Consider the following 15,680-nt stretch of genomic DNA (forward strand, 5'->3'; position numbering starts at 1 on the left):
CTGACAAAAACTACGCGGTTTGCGCCGTGCATCGAATGTTGAGTCGACAGATGGCGGGCACTTGTGAGTGTCGACTGGGTCACAGGTTGGCAAGCCTGCGCTCAAGTCCGCCCGCCGCCCGCCGACAGCCTGCTGACAGGAGAACAACTATTATGCTGCCACCTATGCTGCCCGTCAGCGTTGTGCCGGTCACGTCGCAACTCGACCCGGTGCGTCAAAAACCCGATATTCCGCCCGTGGTGCCCGTACAAGCGAGTTCCAACGAGAGCACGATCGACCTGAAAAAAGGCGATGCCGAGCAGTCGACGTTTTTGCTGCGCGAGGAGCAACGTCGCCAGCAGGAGCAGCAGAAACGCCGGCGCGAAGCCGATGACGACCCGGAGGCGCACTTGGCGATCCCCGGCGACGAGCTCAACGCCGATAACACCGTGCCCGTGGCGCCGCTGATCGAAGACGCGCCGCGCCAGGGGTTGTGGGTGGACGTCGAGGTTTAATCGCGCAGTTCGCGCAAGGCCGCCATCAGCCGTTCAATGTCCTGATCGGTGTTGAGCGGGCTGACGGAGATTCGCGCAATGCTGGCCAGGCCTCGTGCCTGCATATCCAGTGGGGTATACGCCACATCGTTGGCGCCGATATTGATGCGCTTGAGCTCCAGGCGACGCTTGAGCTCGAAGGCGTCCCAGCCGGTGAGGTTGAAGGCGATCAAGCCTGAGTGGCTGGTGCCCAAGTCATGCAGGGAGATTCCCGGAGTCTGACGCAACGTTTCGCGGATTCGCTCGCTGGTCTGCCGGACCCGGTCCCACACCCGCTCAATCCCCAGTTGATTGAGTTCCTGCAACGCATTGCCCAAACCTGCGAATAAGGCGTAGGACGTTTCGCTGGTTTCAAAGCGTCGGGCATCGTTGCGCAGGCCGAACCCCTGGGCGCTCCACGGTGCTGAAAACACATCGCGCTGCGCAGGGTTCAACCGCGCCAGAAAGTCCGGCCGCACGTACAGCAGCGCCGTGCCCCGCGGCCCGCGCAGGTGCTTGCGGCCCGCCGACTTGAGCACGTCGCAGTGCAGCGCCTGCACATCCACCGGCACCTGGCCGACCGCCTGGCCGGCATCGATGAAGTAGGGGATGCCATGCCGCCTGGCCACTTCACCAATCGCCTGGGCGGGGTTGATCAGGCCGCCATTGGCGGGGAGCCAGGTCAGGTCGATCAGTTTCACGCTTGCGTCGATCATCGCTTCCAGGGCTACCGGGCAGACTGCACCGGTTTCATCGCAGGGGATCACCTCGATTCGCGCACCGGCCTGCACCGCCAGTTCCATGCTCGCCAGGTTGCCGCCCCATTCGTGGCGCCCCACCAGAATCCTGTCGCCCGGCTGCCACCGGCCCAGCGCCTGGAACGCCAGGCTCCAGGCGGTCGAGCCGCTGCCGGCAAAGGCAATCGACGCGGTGGGTGCATTGAGCAACTGGCCGGCGGCGCGGCGGGCTTTTTCCACCAGGATGGCGCCATGCTCGCTGGCCTCCATCGGGCCGTCGCACGCTTCGCGTTGCAGTTGCTCGATGATGGTGTCGAGGGTCGCCTGGCTCGGCAATGCAGCACCGGCCGTGTTGAAGTGTACGAGACCGGACCGACAACCCGGCGTGGCCTCGCGCAGGCGCTGGACGTCGAGCGGGCTCATGGCTGCAGCTCGAACACGGCGTCGACTTCCACCGCCACGCCCCCCGGCAGGCTGGACACACCGACAGCCGTGCGTACATGCCGGCCTTTGTCACCGAGGGATTCGCCCAGGCGGCCGACATAGGCCGGTTTGCCGTCCAGCAACGGGATTTGCCCGGAGATAAACAACTGATTCCGGCTGATCACATGGTTGATGTAATTGGCAATCGGCTGGCTGGGCGTCGGCAGCGTGAGGCCGAGGGCCTGCACGCGTTGGCGGATGGAATCGCGCATGTTGAATCCTCTGGGTTGAGAGGTTTCAGCATGTTGATCAAGGTGATGGACGACAAACGCATAGATATCATCCGACGTATCTAAATAACTCACGCGTCGGCGCAGGCAGCCTTCAACCACGCGCTGAAACATTCGGCCGCCGCGCTGGCGGGGCCTTGAGGCGCGATCAGCCAGTAGCCGATTTCGCTGCGATACGGCGGCCAGTCGAAGGCTTCTACCAGGCTGCCGTCCTGGAGCCGGCGCTCGATCAAGCGGTGACGGCCCATGGCGATACCTTGGCCGGCCACGGCGGCTTCGACCACGATGTTGTAGTCATGCAGCACCACGCGCGGATGCGGGCTGAGGTCGACTTGATAATGGCCGGACCAATCCGTCCATTCGAACGGGCGGTGCGAGGTGGCCATCAGCAGAGCGCCGTTGTGCTGCCGGCTGGCCTTGAACGCCGGGCTGCACATGGGGGAGAGCACTTCCGGCATCAGCCGCGTGGCTTGCACGTCGGGCCAGTCGCCCTTGCCATAGCGGATGGCCAGGTCGACCTCGGCCGCCGCGACGTTCGCCAGTTGAATCGCTGGCACCAGCTCCACCTGGATCTGCGGGTAGCGTTGCAGAAAACCGGCCAGGCGCGGCGCCAGCCATAAGGTGGCAAAGGACGCGAGCAAGCCGATGCGCAACACCGTGACGCTGGACGCCACCCGTTGGCTGCGGGTGGCGGCGGCGATCAGGTCGAGGGCAGGGCGGATTTGCTCGTAGTAGTGTTGGCCGTCTGCGGTCAGATCAATCGCGCGGGTGCGTCGGACAAATAGTGGTTTGCCCAGGTACTGTTCGAGCTTGTGTACCTGGTGGCTGAGCGCGCTCTGGGTCACTGACAACTCATGGGCCGCCTTGATAAAGCTCAAGTGCCGCGCCACGGCCTCGAAGGCGCGCAGGGCCAGCAACGGCGGAAGGTCCTTGTGCAGTGCCACCTGTGTGCGCCTCTTGGGTAAGGGGGAAGTGCCGATTTTGGGCGATGACCTGCATTTTGTCGCCCGCTGATTTGCTGTCGGGCAAGTGAGGCCGCATTATTAAGCGATCCCCGCCACGACGTAAGCCAAGCCATGAGTGATGACGACAAACTGATCGACCTGAACGCCGAACGCGCTAAACGGGTGCATGACCTCAACGACAAACGTCTGAATGAGGTTCGCCAGGCGTTTGAACAGGCGATGCCGCTCGGAAAAGTTAAGAAAAAACCGAAAAACAAACCGAAAAAGCGTTGAAACAGCCTGCATCTATTGATGCAGGTCAGTTATTTCCCTTCTTTACGCCCCGTCGTGGGCGACATTGATCCTCGTCAATTTCCCATCCCGCCTTCTCCTTTAACTTAGCCCTATCGCAACAAGGCAACAGCAGGAGGCCAGTCATGTTTTTCGATAATGTGGTATTTGCCGGAGTGCTGACAGTTGGCCTCATGGTGCTGTTCTTCGTAGGGTTTGGATTTTTTATCTGGAGAGACGCGAACAAGCGTAAAAAACCATAGGTTTTTCCAGGTTACATGAGCACGCAAGGCATTTTGGGCGACTTCGGTCGCCCTTTTTTTTGCCCGCGATTTAATCAACACCGCTCTCACTTCTGAACGGCGTTCGGCTTGAGATCGACCGCATAAAAAAAGGTGCGACCCTCGCGGATCGCACCTTTGTCATGGCCAGCGGGCTATCAGCTGCCCAGCGCCTTGGACGCCATCCAGAACAACCCGGCCGACAGGCCTACGGTCGCCGGCAGGGTCAATACCCAGGCCATCAGGATGGTCTTCACCGTGCCGCCTTGCAGGCCGCTCTTGTTGGCAACCATGGTGCCGGCAACACCGGACGACAACACGTGGGTGGTCGATACCGGCAGGCTGAAGATGTTGGCCAGAGCGATCATGCTGGCGGTGGTGATTTGCGCTGACATGCCTTGGGCATAGGTCATGCCCTGCTTGCCGATCTTCTCGCCGATGGTCAGTACCACGCGCTTCCAGCCGACCATGGTGCCCAGGCCCAGGGCGAGTGCGACCGCGATAATCACCCAGAACGGTGCGTATTCGGTGGTGGCGGTCAGGTCTTTGCGCAGCTTGTCGAGGTCGGATTTCTCACGGGCGTCCAGGCCTGGCAGCTTGCCGACTTTCTTCGCGGTGTCGTCCAGGCACAGCAGGTAGCGGCGTACCTCAATGCGCTGGTCGGACGTCAACGAATGGTAGTCGGAAACACCTTTCAAGGTGTCGAGCAGCGCGTTGATGGTCGGTTCAGTCTGCTGTGGGTTGCAGCGGAACTTGCCCGGCAGGTCGTCCTTCACGCTTTTGCCCAGAGCCAGGAATTCGCCCAGGGTTACTTGATTGCGCTGGTAGAACTGGTTCAGGTGCAGGGTGGCGTCGCGGGTACGCTCGATCTGGTAAGTGGTGCTGCCCAGGTCAAGAACGAACTGCGCCGGCACGATACCGATCAGCACCAGCATGATCAGGCCGATACCTTTTTGCCCATCGTTGGAGCCGTGGACGAAACTCACGGCCATGGCGGAAATCACCAGAACCAAGCGGTTCCAGAACGGCGGGCGCTTCTTCTCGTCGACCTTGCGGCGCTCGTCCGGAGTTTTATGCATCTTGGACAGCGGACGCCACCACTTCAGGCTGATCAGCAACAGGGCTGCGACCAGAAAACCGGCCATGGGCGAGAACACCAGGGACGCACCGATATCGATCGCCTTCTGCCAGTTCACCCCGTCAGCCAGGGGAATGTCGTTGATCAGCGCATTCGCGAGGCCGACACCCAGGATCGAGCCGATCAGGGTGTGAGAGCTGGAGGCGGGAATACCGAAGTACCAGGTGCCCAGGTTCCAGGTGATCGCCGCGGCCAATAATGAGAAGACCATCGCCAGACCATGGCCGGTGTTCACATTGATCAGCAATTCCACCGGCAGCAAATGCACGATGGCGTAGGCGACACCGACACCGCCGAGCAATACGCCGAGGAAGTTGAACAACCCGGAGAAGAACACGGCCAGATGCGGCGGCATGGCTTTGGTATAGATGACTGTGGCCACCGCGTTAGCGGTGTCATGAAAGCCATTGATGAACTCGAAGGCGAGGACAAAGGCCAGGGCGAGCAGCAGGCTCACGAGAACCCAAGCATCCAGTCCGCTGAATAAATCGATCATGAAGGTTTTCTGACCCGGTCGTAAGGGGGCGCGATTATGCCAGAAAACCTCGGTAATCGATGCACTAGCTGCTCATCGGTAACAATCTTCATTGAAAAAAAGCCGGGCAGCAGCGCGCATCCCAGGGTTTTCGGGGGCTCGGCAAGTCTTTGATTTACAAAGCGCGGCGTCGTAGAGGTGGGTTTTTGTCACCTAAACGTCATCTCTGAAACATTTGTACGAAATTTCGTTGGTCGCAGCAGGACGCTGAATAATTGACCCACGAGCGAGGTGCCCTCCGCCGGCGGTGAGCCGGCGGAGACAGCAGAACCCGTTGGACTCAAACCTTGATGCTTATGGCTCTTCGGTTTTGAGTTCCTGTTCAATCTTTTGGATCTCCTGGGCAAAGGCCTGATCGAGCAGACTCGCTCGTTTGCGCCATGGCTTGCGCTCTGGTTCAGGCTGAGCGGCGTAGGTGGTGACTTCCCCGCCGTATACGTCCTTGTAACGTTGCTCCTGGCGCTCAAGTTCCGCGCGCAGTTCATCTTTCGTCACAGTGTTACCTAATTTGAGTTGAGTTTAATTAACGTGCAGTGCTACACCCGAATATTGCCCTCGGCATGTTTTAAGTTGAGCAGGTGAACCCTTCAACTTTAGACGAATTGCCAGCGGTGACTTCCTTGAACCGGTATTTATAAACGGCAGCATAATCAACATACGATGCCGGGCGAGCTCCCATCCCGATATGGATATCGGGCTGACCTCTGCACAGGTTGCATTATAGCGGCGCATTTTAATAACACTATCATCATAAAGTTAAAAAGCGTCAACGTTGTGTGAGGCTTTTGTTACATGCACGCGTCAGTCTTGGTTGGGAAGTGGCCGACATAAATGCCGCCGTAAGCCCAATGCTGTCATGCGATCCGGTTTTTATGATCGCGCCGGCAAAATTGCGATAATCGCATGATCGTCCGATAATCGCCCAACGTTGCTGGCTCAACCTTGTGTCTCCCAGTCGGGGCGGCTTTCAATAGCGAGCAACCTTCGCGGTTGCCGATAAGCGCCAGCGGTTGAAAATAATAAAGAGGACCTTGAAATGAACGATCAATTGCGCAACTCCTTTGCGTCAGCGGCGCCGCCGATCGTGGCTTCACCGGCCAAACGCATCCAGGCATTCACCGGTGATCCGGACTTCATGACCTCCCTGGCCCGTGGCCTGGCCGTGGTGCAGGCGTTCCAGGAACGCAAGCGTCACTTGACCATCGCCCAAATCAGCCACCGTACCGAAATCCCCCGCGCCGCCGTGCGCCGTTGCCTGCACACCTTGATCAAGCTCGGCTACGCCACCACTGACGGGCGCACCTATTCGCTGTTGCCCAAGGTGCTGACCCTCGGGCATGCCTATCTGTCCTCGACGCCGTTGGCGGTCTCCGCTCAACCGTACCTGGACCGCATGAGCGAGCAGCTTCACGAAGCCTGCAACATGGCCACCCTGGAAGGCGACGACATCCTCTATATCGCCCGGTCGGCCACCACGCAGCGCCTGATTTCCGTGGACCTCTCGGTAGGCGGGCGCTTGCCGGCGTACTGCACTTCCATGGGCCGCATCCTGCTGGCGGCGCTGGACGATGCGTCGCTGCAGGACTACCTCGACCACGCCGACCTGCAAACCAAGACCAGCCGCACCCTTACCACGCCTGAAGCCTTGTTCGAGTGTCTGCAACACGTGCGCCAGCAGGGCTGGTGCATCGTCGATCAGGAGTTGGAACAAGGCCTGCGCTCCATTGCGGTGCCGGTGTATGACGCGTCCGGCCAGGTGCTGGCGGCGCTCAACGTGAGTACCCATGCCGGTCGTGTCAGCCGTAGCGAACTGGAGCAGCGCTTCCTGCCGAGCATGCTCAGCGCCAGCCGTGAGTTGAGTGCGCAACTGTTTGCCTAAGCTGTTCGGTGACCGCACAGATCCCGGTTCGATCAATTGACGTTGTTTCCCCTGGGTTATTACTGTGCGGCAGCGCTCTGAGCGCCGCCCAATAATAATGACGACCCCAGGTCGTTGGCCCGCCATCGGTGTGGAATAACAATAATGAATCAACCTTCTGTCGCTACCACCCTGGACGTGCAGTCCTTCATCAACGCCCAGCCACTGTCACGCTATCAGTGGCGTGTGGTGATCCTGTGTTTCCTGATTGTCTTTCTCGATGGCCTCGACACCGCCGCCATGGGCTTCATCGCGCCCGCGCTGTCCCAGGACTGGGGCATTGACCGCGCCAGCCTCGGCCCGGTGATGAGCGCCGCGCTGATCGGCATGGTATTCGGCGCCCTGGGTTCCGGCCCGCTGGCGGACCGTTTCGGGCGCAAAGTGGTATTGGTGAGTGCGGTGCTGGTGTTTGGCGCCTTCAGCCTGGCCTCGGCCTACAGCAGCAACGTCGATCAGTTGCTGGTGTTGCGCTTCCTCACCGGCCTGGGGTTGGGCGCCGGTATGCCGAATGCCACCACGCTGCTGTCCGAATACACCCCCGAACGCCATAAATCGCTGCTGGTGACCAGCATGTTCTGCGGTTTCAACCTGGGCATGGCCGGTGGCGGGTTTATCTCGGCCAAATTGATCCCGGCATTCGGCTGGCACAGCTTGCTGCTTATCGGCGGTATTTTGCCGTTGATCCTCGCGGTGGTGTTGTGGGGATGGCTGCCGGAATCGGCGCGCTACCTGGTGGTGCGCAACCGCGGCACCGACAAGGTGCGCAAAGCCTTGTCACCCATCGAGCCCGGCATCGTCGCCCAAGCCAGCGGTTTCAGCGTGCCCGAGCAAAAAACCGTGAAGGCGCGCAACGTATTCGCGGTGATCTTCTCCGGCACCTACAGCGCCGGCACCTTGTTGCTCTGGCTCACCTACTTCATGGGCCTGGTGATTGTGTACCTGCTGACCAGTTGGCTGCCCACGCTGATGCGCGACAGTGGCGCGAGCATGGAACAGGCCGCGTTCATCGGTGCGCTATTCCAGTTTGGTGGCGTGTTGAGTGCGGTCGGGGTGGGCTGGGCGATGGACCGGTTCAACCCGCACAAGGTCATCGGCACGTTCTACCTGCTGGCCGGGGTATTTGCCTACGCGGTAGGGCAGAGCCTGGGCAATATCACCGTGTTGGCGACCTTGGTGCTGGTCGCCGGGATGTGCGTCAACGGTGCGCAATCGGCGATGCCGTCCCTGGCCGCACGCTTCTACCCGACCCAGGGCCGCGCCACCGGCGTGTCATGGATGCTCGGTATCGGCCGCTTCGGCGCGATCCTCGGCGCGTGGATGGGCGCCACCTTGCTGGGCCTGGGCTGGAACTTCGAGCAGGTGCTCACCGCGCTGGTGATCCCCGCCGCATTGGCCACGGCCGCCGTGGTGATCAAAGGCATGGTCAGCCATGCCGACGCCACCTGAAGACACGCGCAATTCCTGTGGGCGCAAGAAAGATTAGCTAGACAACAATTGGTTCGATAATCGAACACTGTGTCGATTATCGGATTGTTTGGCTTTTTGCCCCGGCTTAACCTTCAAGTACTTCGGCGCCACCTTCGCGCCTTTTTCGATCCACACCGGGAGCCCGAACCCATGGCTGAAATTCTTGCGCTGCGTGACGCGGTGAAGCGATTCGTGAACGACGGCGATACTGTCGCACTGGAAGGCTTTACCCACCTGATCCCTACGGCAGCGGGTCATGAAATCATTCGTCAGGGCAAGAAAGACCTGACGCTGGTACGTATGACGCCTGACCTGATCTACGACCAGTTGATCGGCGCCGGCTGCGCCCGCAAGTTGATTTTTTCCTGGGGCGGCAACCCTGGCGTGGGTTCCCTGCATCGCCTGCGTGATGCGGTCGAGAAACACTGGCCGCAACCCCTGGAGATTGAGGAACACAGCCACGCCGACCTGGCCAATGCCTACGTCGCCGGTGCTTCCGGCCTGCCGTTCGCGGTGTTGCGTGCCTACGCCGGTTCCGATCTGCCCAAGGTCAACCCGCTGATCAAGACAGTCACCTGCCCATTCACCGGCGAAGTGCTGGCGGCGGTGCCGTCGGTACGTCCAGACGTCAGCGTGATCCACGCGCAAAAGGCCGACCGCAAGGGCAACGTGCTGCTCTGGGGCATTCTTGGCGTGCAGAAGGAAGCAGCGCTGGCCGCCAAGCGTTGCATCGTCACCGTCGAAGAAATCGTCGACGACCTCAACGCGCCGATGAACAGCTGCGTGCTGCCGACCTGGGCGCTGACGGCGGTGTGCCATGTGCCTGGTGGCGCGCACCCGTCCTATGCCCATGGCTATAACCAACGCGATAACCGTTTCTACCAGGCCTGGGACCCGATCGCTCGCGATCGTGGGACGTTTACCGCCTGGATCGACGAATACATCCACGGCACTGCCGATTTCAGTGAATTCCAGGCCAAGCTGGCCGCCGCGCAGGAGGCCAAGTAATGGCTTACTCGACCAATGAAATGATGACCGTCGCCGCTGCACGCCGTCTGAAGAATGATTCGGTGTGTTTTGTCGGCATCGGCCTGCCGTCCAAGGCGGCCAACCTGGCGCGCCTGACGTCTTCGCCGGATGTGGTGCTGATCTACGAGTCCGGCCCGATTGGCGCCAAGCCCAGCGTATTGCCGCTGTCCATTGGTGACGGCGAGTTGGCCGAGACTGCCGACACTGTCGTCCCCACCGGTGAGATCTTTCGCTACTGGCTGCAGGGCGGGCGCATCGACGTCGGTTTTCTCGGCGCGGCCCAGGTCGACCGTTTCGGCAATATCAACACCACTGTGGTCGGCGATTATCACCAGCCCAAAGTGCGCCTGCCGGGTGCCGGTGGCGCGCCGGAGATTGCCGGCTCGGCCAAGAGCGTGCTGATCATTCTCAAGCAGTCGGCGCGTTCGTTTGTCGACAAGCTGGACTTCATCACCTCCGTCGGCCACGGCGAGGGCGGCGATTCACGCAAGCGCCTGGGCCTGCCCGGCGCCGGTCCTGTTGGGATTATTACCGACCTGTGCATCATGGAGCCGGAAGAGGGCAGCCATGAGTTCGTGGTCACCGCGCTGCACCCCGGCGTGACCCGCGAGCAAGTGGTCGCGGCCACCGGCTGGGCGATCCGCTTTGCCGATCAGGTCAGCACCACCGCGGAACCGACGGCAGTCGAGCTGACCGCCCTGCGTGATCTCGAAGCCCGCACAGCGGCCGCCCACGGCCAAGCACCCGGAGAAGCCTGATGCGCGACGTATTTATCTGTGATGCGATTCGTACCCCCATCGGCCGTTTCGGCGGTGGCCTGTCCACGGTGCGTGCCGACGACCTGGCGGCACTGCCGATCAAGGCGCTGATCAAACGCAACCCTAGCGTGGATTGGCACGCAGTCGATGAAGTGTTCCTCGGCTGCGCCAACCAGGCCGGTGAAGACAACCGCAACGTCGCGCGCATGGCGCTGTTGCTGGCGGGCCTGCCGTCGAGCATTCCCGGCGTGACCCTCAACCGTTTGTGCGCTTCGGGCATGGACGCGATCGGCACCGCCTTTCGTGCGATTGCCAGCGGTGAAATGGAATTGGCGATTGCCGGCGGCGTCGAGTCGATGTCCCGCGCGCCGTTCGTGATGGGCAAGGCTGACACGGCGTTTTCGCGCAACATGAAGCTCGAAGACACCACCATCGGCTGGCGCTTCATCAACCCGCTGATGAAGGCCCAGTACGGCGTGGATGCGATGCCGCAGACCGCCGATAACGTCGCCGACGACTACCATGTGTCCCGCGCCGACCAGGACGCCTTCGCCCTGCGCAGCCAGCAACGCACCGCCGCCGCCCAGGCCGCCGGGTTCTTCGCCGAAGAAATCGTGCCGGTGCGGGTCGCCCATAAAAAAGGCGAAACCGTGGTGGAACACGATGAGCATCCACGGGCCGACACCACCCTGGAAACCCTGGCCCGGCTCAAACCGGTCAATGGCCCGGACAAGACCGTCACCGCCGGCAATGCGTCGGGTGTGAACGACGGGGCGGCGGCGCTGATTCTTGCGTCTGCCGAGGCCGTGAAAAAACATGGCCTGACCGCCCGTGCCCGAGTGCTGGGCATGGCCAGCGCCGGTGTCGCGCCACGGGTGATGGGCATCGGCCCGGTGCCGGCGGTTCGCAAGCTGGTGGAACGCCTGGGCCTGGCCGTCACCGATTTCGATGTGATCGAACTCAACGAGGCCTTCGCCAGCCAGGGCCTGGCGGTGTTGCGTGAATTGGGCATCGCCGACGATGCGCCCCAGGTCAACCCGAACGGCGGCGCCATCGCCCTCGGCCATCCTCTGGGCATGAGCGGTGCGCGACTGGTGCTGACGGCTCTGCATCAACTTGAAAAAACCGGCGGCCGCAAAGGTCTGGCGACCATGTGTGTTGGAGTGGGCCAGGGCCTGGCGCTGGCGATTGAACGCATCTAATAAGAGAGGACCGCTCCATGAGTGACAAGCCCGGTTACCGGCGCCCGCAAGCGGGCACTCAACCTGATTACCTGCACCCGGCCTACCAGTCGACGAACCTGCGTTCGCCGTCTCAGCCGTTGGTGTTCCTGCCCCATTCCCTGTCGGAAATCACCGGCCCGACCATCGGCGCCGAGCGCATCAACGAGAAGGACAACGACCTGACTGCGCAGCACGACGGCGAGCCGCAGGGCGAGCGCATCATCGTTCACGGGCGCGTGCTCGATGAAAACGGTCTGCCGGTACCGGGCATCCTCGTGGAGATCTGGCAGGCCAACGCGGCCGGCCGCTACAACCACGCGCGCGATCTGCACGACGCGCCGCTCGACCCGAACTTCACCGGCACCGGGCGTACCGTCACCGACGCCGAGGGCTGGTACCAGTTCCAGACCATCAAGCCCGGCGCCTACCCGTGGGGCAACCACCACAATGCGTGGCGCCCGGCGCATATCCATTTTTCGCTGTTCGGCCCGAGCGTGCTGACGCGCCTGGTCACGCAGATGTATTTCCCCGGCGACCCGCTGCTCGAGTACGACCCGATCTACAACTGCGTACCGGACACCTCGGCCAAGCAACGCCTGATCGCCACGTTCGACCTGGAAAAAACCATTCCTTCCTATGCCCTCGGCTACCGCTGGGACATTGTCCTGCGCGGCCGCGACGCCACGCCGATGGAGAAATGAGATGAGCCTTTACGCGACCACGTCCCACACCGTCGGGCCGTATTACCACATCGGCCTGACCTGGCTGAACCGCGAAGCCCTGGCCAACGCCGCGACCCTTGGCGAACGCGTGGCGATCAGCGGGCAAGTGGTGGATGGCAACGGTGATGTCGTCAACGACGCCATGCTGGAAGTCTGGCAGGCCAATGCCGCCGGCAAGTACGACCACCCGGAGGACGACCAGGACAAAGCGCTGGACCCGAACTTCGAAGGCTTCGGCCGGGTGCCGGTGGATGCTGAAGGGCGCTTCCGCTTTACCACCGTCAAGCCGGGCAGCGTGCCGGGGCTGGCGGGCACGACCCAGGCGCCGCACCTGGTGGTGCTGGTATTTGCCCGTGGCCTGGTGAAACACTTGCTCACGCGGATTTATTTTGACGGTGAGGCGCTGAATGCGGATGACCCGTTGCTCGCGCGCGTGCCCACAGAGCGGCGCAGTACCTTGATTGCCAAGCCGGATGCGGACGGTGTGCATCAGTGGAATGTGGTGTTGCAGGGGACAGATAAGGAAACGGTGTTCTTTGATTACTGAGTTGGCTTGAGAACCTATCGGGGGCAAGCCCCCTCCCACCTTTGATGTGTGAATACATTCAAGTGTGGGAGGGGGCTTGCCCCCGATGAGGCCATTTCAGGCAACACCTATGTAAATGTCTACAAGCGGAACATGGTTGTTGCAAAGTGTGTCTAGGCTATAACCGTTCCCACTGAGTGAAAAAAACATGACAACAACAACCAGTCACTACACCGGAGAAGAACGCAGCAAACGGATTTTTGCGATTGTCGGGGCATCCTCCGGCAACCTCGTCGAATGGTTCGACTTCTACGTCTACGCCTTCTGCGCCATTTACTTCGCCCCGGCGTTTTTCCCCTCGGACGACCCCACGGTGCAACTGCTCAACACCGCCGGAGTGTTCGCCGCCGGGTTCTTGATGCGGCCCATCGGCGGCTGGCTGTTTGGCCGGGTGGCCGATAAGCACGGGCGCAAGAACTCGATGATGATCTCGGTGCTGATGATGTGCGCCGGTTCCCTGGTCATCGCCTTCCTGCCCACCTACAAAGACATCGGCGCCTGGGCCCCGGCGTTACTGCTGGTGGCGCGGCTGTTCCAGGGCTTGTCGGTGGGCGGCGAATACGGCACCACCGCGACCTACATGAGTGAAGTGGCGCTCAAGGGCCAGCGTGGGTTCTTCGCCTCCTTCCAGTACGTGACCCTGATCGGCGGGCAACTGCTGGCGGTGTCGGTGGTGGTGGTCCTGCAACAGATCCTCAGCGAAGACGAATTGCGCGCCTGGGGCTGGCGGATTCCGTTCGTGATCGGCGCCATCGCGGCGGTGATCTCCCTGCTGCTGCGTCGTAGCCTGAAAGAAACCACCAGCAAGGAAATGCGCGAAGACAAGGACGCCGGCAGCATCGCCGCGCTGTTCCGTGACCATAAAGCGGCCTTTATCACCGTGCTCGGCTATACCGCCGGTGGCTCGCTGATTTTCTACACGTTCACCACCTACATGCAGAAGTACCTGGTGAACACCGCCGGAATGCACGCCAAGACCGCCAGCTACATCATGACCGGCGCGCTGTTCCTTTATATGTGCATGCAGCCGCTGTTCGGCATGCTGGCCGACAAGATCGGTCGCCGTAATTCGATGCTGTGGTTCGGCGCGCTGGGCACCTTGTTTACGGTGCCGATCCTGCTCAGCCTGAAAACCGTCAGCAGTCCGTTCCTGGCGTTTGTGCTGATCACGCTGGCGTTGGCCATTGTCAGTTTCTACACCTCCATCAGCGGCCTGGTGAAAGCGGAAATGTTCCCGCCCCAGGTGCGCGCCCTGGGTGTGGGCCTGGCTTATGCGGTGGCCAACGCAATCTTCGGCGGCTCGGCGGAATACGTGGCCTTGGGTTTGAAATCCTTGGGCATGGAGAACACCTTTTATTGGTACGTCACCGGCATGATGGCGGTGGCTTTCCTGTTCAGTCTGCGCCTGCCGAAACAGGCGGCGTACCTGCATCACGATTTATAAAGGAGGCGGTATGACGCTGCGCACGAGCAACCAACTGTTCGACGCTTACTTCAGCGCTGAGAGCATGGCCGAGGTGTTCTGCGACCAGGGGCGCCTGCAGGGCATGCTGGATTTCGAAGCCGCACTGGCACGGGCCGAGGCCCAGGTCGGGTTGATCCCGCAGGCGGCCGTCGCGCCGATTGCCCAGGCGTGCCTGGCGTCGCTGTATGACGTCGATGCCCTCGGCGTGGCGATTGCCTCGGCGGGCAATTCGGCGATTCCGCTGGTGAAGGCGCTGGGCAAGTGGGTGGCCGGTGAAGACCCGAGTGCCGAACGCTATGTGCATTTGGGCGCGACCAGCCAGGATGTGATGGACACCGGCCTGGTCCTGCAACTGCGGCGCGCGCTGGCGTTGATCGAAGCCGACCTGGCTCGCCTCGGCGATATTCTGGCAGCCCAGGCCCAGCGGTATGCGGCTGTACCGTTGGCCGGGCGGACGTGGTTGCAGCATGCCACGCCGGTCACCCTGGGCATGAAAATCGCCGGTTGGTTGGGCGCGGTGACCCGCAGCCGCCAGCGCTTGATCGAGCTGAAACCGCGCTTGCTGGTGCTGCAATTCGGCGGCGCTTCCGGCACGCTGGCCGCGCTTGGCGAACAGGCAATGCCCGTTGCCCAAGCGTTGGCGGCGCAGTTGCAACTGACGTTGCCCGAGCAACCCTGGCATACCCAGCGTGATCGCCTGGTGGAGTTCGCTGCCGTCCTCGGGTTGATCGCCGGCAGCCTTGGCAAGCTGGGCCGCGATATCAGCCTGCTGATGCAGACCGAGGCGGCGGAAGTATTCGAGCCGGCGGCGCCCGGCAAAGGCGGCTCGTCGACCATGCCGCACAAACGCAACCCGGTGGGCGCCGCCGTGCTGATCAGCGCCGCGACCCGCGTGCCCGGCCTGGTGGCGACGCTGTTCAGCGCCATGCCCCAGGAACACGAACGCAGCCTGGGCCTGTGGCATGCCGAATGGGAAACCCTGCCGGAGATTTGCCGCTTGGTCTCTGGCGCATTGCAACAGGCGCTGCTGGTGAGTGCAGGGCTGGAAGTCGACCCCGAGCGCATGGCGCGCAACCTCGACCTGACCCAGGGCCTGGTGTTGGCCGAAGCCGTCAGCATCGTGCTCGCGCAGCGCCTGGGCCGCGACACCGCGCACCACCTGCTGGAGCAGTGCTGCAAACGCGCGGTGGCCGAACAACGCCATCTGCGCGCCGTCCTCGCCGATGAGCCGCTCATTACCGCCGAGTTGTCGGCGACAGACCTGGACCGCCTGCTCGACCCGGCACACTACCTGGGCCAGGCCCAAACCTGGGTCAGCCGCGCTGTAACCGAACACTTTGCACTGACTGCCTGAGGAGATT

Annotated in this window: 17 protein-coding genes; 12 read left to right on the forward strand and 5 right to left on the reverse strand. The window is 61.9% G+C overall.

Going from position 1 to position 15,680, the window contains the following annotated elements; translation table 11 throughout:
- The first annotated feature begins 152 nt into the window (after positions 1-152).
- Positions 153-494, forward strand: a complete 342-nt coding sequence (locus RGV59_RS12660; RefSeq protein ID WP_017844807.1) for a hypothetical protein — start codon at positions 153-155, stop codon at positions 492-494.
- On the opposite strand, the gene RGV59_RS12665 is transcribed toward RGV59_RS12660, so the two are convergent.
- The 3 genes from RGV59_RS12665 to RGV59_RS12675 all read right to left on the reverse strand — a co-directional run bounded on the left by RGV59_RS12665 (position 491) and on the right by RGV59_RS12675 (position 2,906).
- Positions 491-1,672: an aminotransferase class V-fold PLP-dependent enzyme gene (locus RGV59_RS12665; RefSeq protein ID WP_126585679.1), complete on the reverse strand. Its 1,182-nt coding sequence runs from the start codon at positions 1,670-1,672 to the stop codon at positions 491-493. The genes RGV59_RS12660 and RGV59_RS12665 overlap by 4 nt on opposite strands.
- On the reverse strand, positions 1,669-1,944 hold the full coding sequence (locus tag RGV59_RS12670; RefSeq protein WP_126585680.1) for a RidA family protein: 276 nt from the start codon (positions 1,942-1,944) through the stop codon (positions 1,669-1,671). Before RGV59_RS12670 ends, RGV59_RS12665 begins: the two co-directional genes overlap by 4 nt.
- A gap of 89 nt (positions 1,945-2,033) precedes the next feature.
- Complete coding sequence (locus RGV59_RS12675) at positions 2,034-2,906, reverse strand: LysR substrate-binding domain-containing protein (protein ID WP_126585681.1); 873 nt, start codon at positions 2,904-2,906, stop codon at positions 2,034-2,036.
- 132 nt (positions 2,907-3,038) lie between these two features.
- Here RGV59_RS12675 and RGV59_RS12680 point away from each other — a divergent pair, with 132 nt between their 5' ends.
- Entirely contained in the window at positions 3,039-3,200 is a 162-nt protein-coding gene (locus tag RGV59_RS12680) for a hypothetical protein (RefSeq protein WP_017844811.1), read from the forward strand.
- A gap of 143 nt (positions 3,201-3,343) precedes the next feature.
- Positions 3,344-3,460 (forward strand): cytochrome c oxidase subunit CcoM, encoded by a 117-nt coding sequence (ccoM, locus tag RGV59_RS12685; protein WP_017844812.1) that lies wholly within the window; start codon positions 3,344-3,346, stop codon positions 3,458-3,460.
- 176 nt (positions 3,461-3,636) lie between these two features.
- Here the strand turns inward: ccoM and RGV59_RS12690 are convergent, their stop codons facing one another.
- Both RGV59_RS12690 and RGV59_RS12695 read right to left on the reverse strand, forming a co-directional pair.
- Positions 3,637-5,112, reverse strand: a complete 1,476-nt coding sequence (locus RGV59_RS12690) for an inorganic phosphate transporter (RefSeq protein WP_017844813.1) — start codon at positions 5,110-5,112, stop codon at positions 3,637-3,639.
- Positions 5,113-5,445: 333 nt separating this feature from the next.
- Positions 5,446-5,646 carry a hypothetical protein gene (locus RGV59_RS12695; protein ID WP_003189295.1) on the reverse strand — a complete coding sequence of 67 codons (201 nt, stop codon included), beginning with the start codon at positions 5,644-5,646 and terminating at the stop codon, positions 5,446-5,448.
- 541 nt (positions 5,647-6,187) lie between these two features.
- Here RGV59_RS12695 and pcaR point away from each other — a divergent pair.
- The 9 genes from pcaR to RGV59_RS12740 all read left to right on the forward strand — a co-directional run bounded on the left by pcaR (position 6,188) and on the right by RGV59_RS12740 (position 15,673).
- Positions 6,188-7,030 carry a pca regulon transcriptional regulator PcaR gene (gene pcaR, locus RGV59_RS12700; RefSeq protein WP_017844814.1) on the forward strand — a complete coding sequence of 281 codons (843 nt, stop codon included), beginning with the start codon at positions 6,188-6,190 and terminating at the stop codon, positions 7,028-7,030.
- A 144-nt stretch (positions 7,031-7,174) separates the two neighbouring features.
- A complete protein-coding gene (locus RGV59_RS12705; RefSeq protein ID WP_102617391.1) occupies positions 7,175-8,515 on the forward strand; it encodes an MFS transporter in 1,341 nt (446 codons plus the stop codon).
- 171 nt (positions 8,516-8,686) lie between these two features.
- Complete coding sequence (locus RGV59_RS12710; RefSeq protein ID WP_017844816.1) at positions 8,687-9,544, forward strand: CoA transferase subunit A; 858 nt, start codon at positions 8,687-8,689, stop codon at positions 9,542-9,544.
- Positions 9,544-10,323, forward strand: a complete 780-nt coding sequence (locus tag RGV59_RS12715; protein ID WP_017844817.1) for a CoA-transferase subunit beta — start codon at positions 9,544-9,546, stop codon at positions 10,321-10,323. Before RGV59_RS12710 ends, RGV59_RS12715 begins: the two co-directional genes overlap by 1 nt.
- Positions 10,320-11,525, forward strand: a complete 1,206-nt coding sequence (gene pcaF / locus RGV59_RS12720; protein WP_173677806.1) for a 3-oxoadipyl-CoA thiolase — start codon at positions 10,320-10,322, stop codon at positions 11,523-11,525. Before RGV59_RS12715 ends, pcaF begins: the two co-directional genes overlap by 4 nt.
- A gap of 17 nt (positions 11,526-11,542) precedes the next feature.
- Positions 11,543-12,247 (forward strand): protocatechuate 3,4-dioxygenase subunit beta, encoded by a 705-nt coding sequence (gene pcaH, locus RGV59_RS12725; protein ID WP_017844819.1) that lies wholly within the window; start codon positions 11,543-11,545, stop codon positions 12,245-12,247.
- A gap of 1 nt (position 12,248) precedes the next feature.
- A complete protein-coding gene (gene pcaG, locus RGV59_RS12730) occupies positions 12,249-12,815 on the forward strand; it encodes a protocatechuate 3,4-dioxygenase subunit alpha (protein WP_102617393.1) in 567 nt (188 codons plus the stop codon).
- Positions 12,816-13,002: 187 nt separating this feature from the next.
- On the forward strand, positions 13,003-14,298 hold the full coding sequence (locus RGV59_RS12735) for an MFS family transporter (protein ID WP_017844821.1): 1,296 nt from the start codon (positions 13,003-13,005) through the stop codon (positions 14,296-14,298).
- Positions 14,299-14,308: 10 nt separating this feature from the next.
- Positions 14,309-15,673 (forward strand): 3-carboxy-cis,cis-muconate cycloisomerase, encoded by a 1,365-nt coding sequence (locus RGV59_RS12740; RefSeq protein ID WP_102617394.1) that lies wholly within the window; start codon positions 14,309-14,311, stop codon positions 15,671-15,673.
- Positions 15,674-15,680 lie beyond the last annotated feature (7 nt).

It is taken from the genome of Pseudomonas sp. FG1 (assembly GCF_034313875.1).
Taxonomy (GTDB): domain Bacteria; phylum Pseudomonadota; class Gammaproteobacteria; order Pseudomonadales; family Pseudomonadaceae; genus Aquipseudomonas; species Aquipseudomonas veronii.

Coding starts and splice junctions, on each gene's coding strand:
- pcaG (WP_102617393.1), top strand. CDS start 12,249: ATGAGCCTTTACGCGACCACGTCCCACACCGTCGGGCCGTATTACCAC.
- RGV59_RS12665 (WP_126585679.1), bottom strand. CDS start 1,672: ATGAGCCCGCTCGACGTCCAGCGCCTGCGCGAGGCCACGCCGGGTTGT.
- RGV59_RS12690 (WP_017844813.1), bottom strand. CDS start 5,112: ATGATCGATTTATTCAGCGGACTGGATGCTTGGGTTCTCGTGAGCCTG.
- RGV59_RS12680 (WP_017844811.1), top strand. CDS start 3,039: ATGAGTGATGACGACAAACTGATCGACCTGAACGCCGAACGCGCTAAA.
- pcaR (WP_017844814.1), top strand. CDS start 6,188: ATGAACGATCAATTGCGCAACTCCTTTGCGTCAGCGGCGCCGCCGATC.
- RGV59_RS12715 (WP_017844817.1), top strand. CDS start 9,544: ATGGCTTACTCGACCAATGAAATGATGACCGTCGCCGCTGCACGCCGT.
- ccoM (WP_017844812.1), top strand. CDS start 3,344: ATGTTTTTCGATAATGTGGTATTTGCCGGAGTGCTGACAGTTGGCCTC.
- pcaH (WP_017844819.1), top strand. CDS start 11,543: ATGAGTGACAAGCCCGGTTACCGGCGCCCGCAAGCGGGCACTCAACCT.
- RGV59_RS12660 (WP_017844807.1), top strand. CDS start 153: ATGCTGCCACCTATGCTGCCCGTCAGCGTTGTGCCGGTCACGTCGCAA.
- RGV59_RS12710 (WP_017844816.1), top strand. CDS start 8,687: ATGGCTGAAATTCTTGCGCTGCGTGACGCGGTGAAGCGATTCGTGAAC.
- RGV59_RS12705 (WP_102617391.1), top strand. CDS start 7,175: ATGAATCAACCTTCTGTCGCTACCACCCTGGACGTGCAGTCCTTCATC.
- RGV59_RS12740 (WP_102617394.1), top strand. CDS start 14,309: ATGACGCTGCGCACGAGCAACCAACTGTTCGACGCTTACTTCAGCGCT.
- RGV59_RS12735 (WP_017844821.1), top strand. CDS start 13,003: ATGACAACAACAACCAGTCACTACACCGGAGAAGAACGCAGCAAACGG.
- RGV59_RS12670 (WP_126585680.1), bottom strand. CDS start 1,944: ATGCGCGATTCCATCCGCCAACGCGTGCAGGCCCTCGGCCTCACGCTG.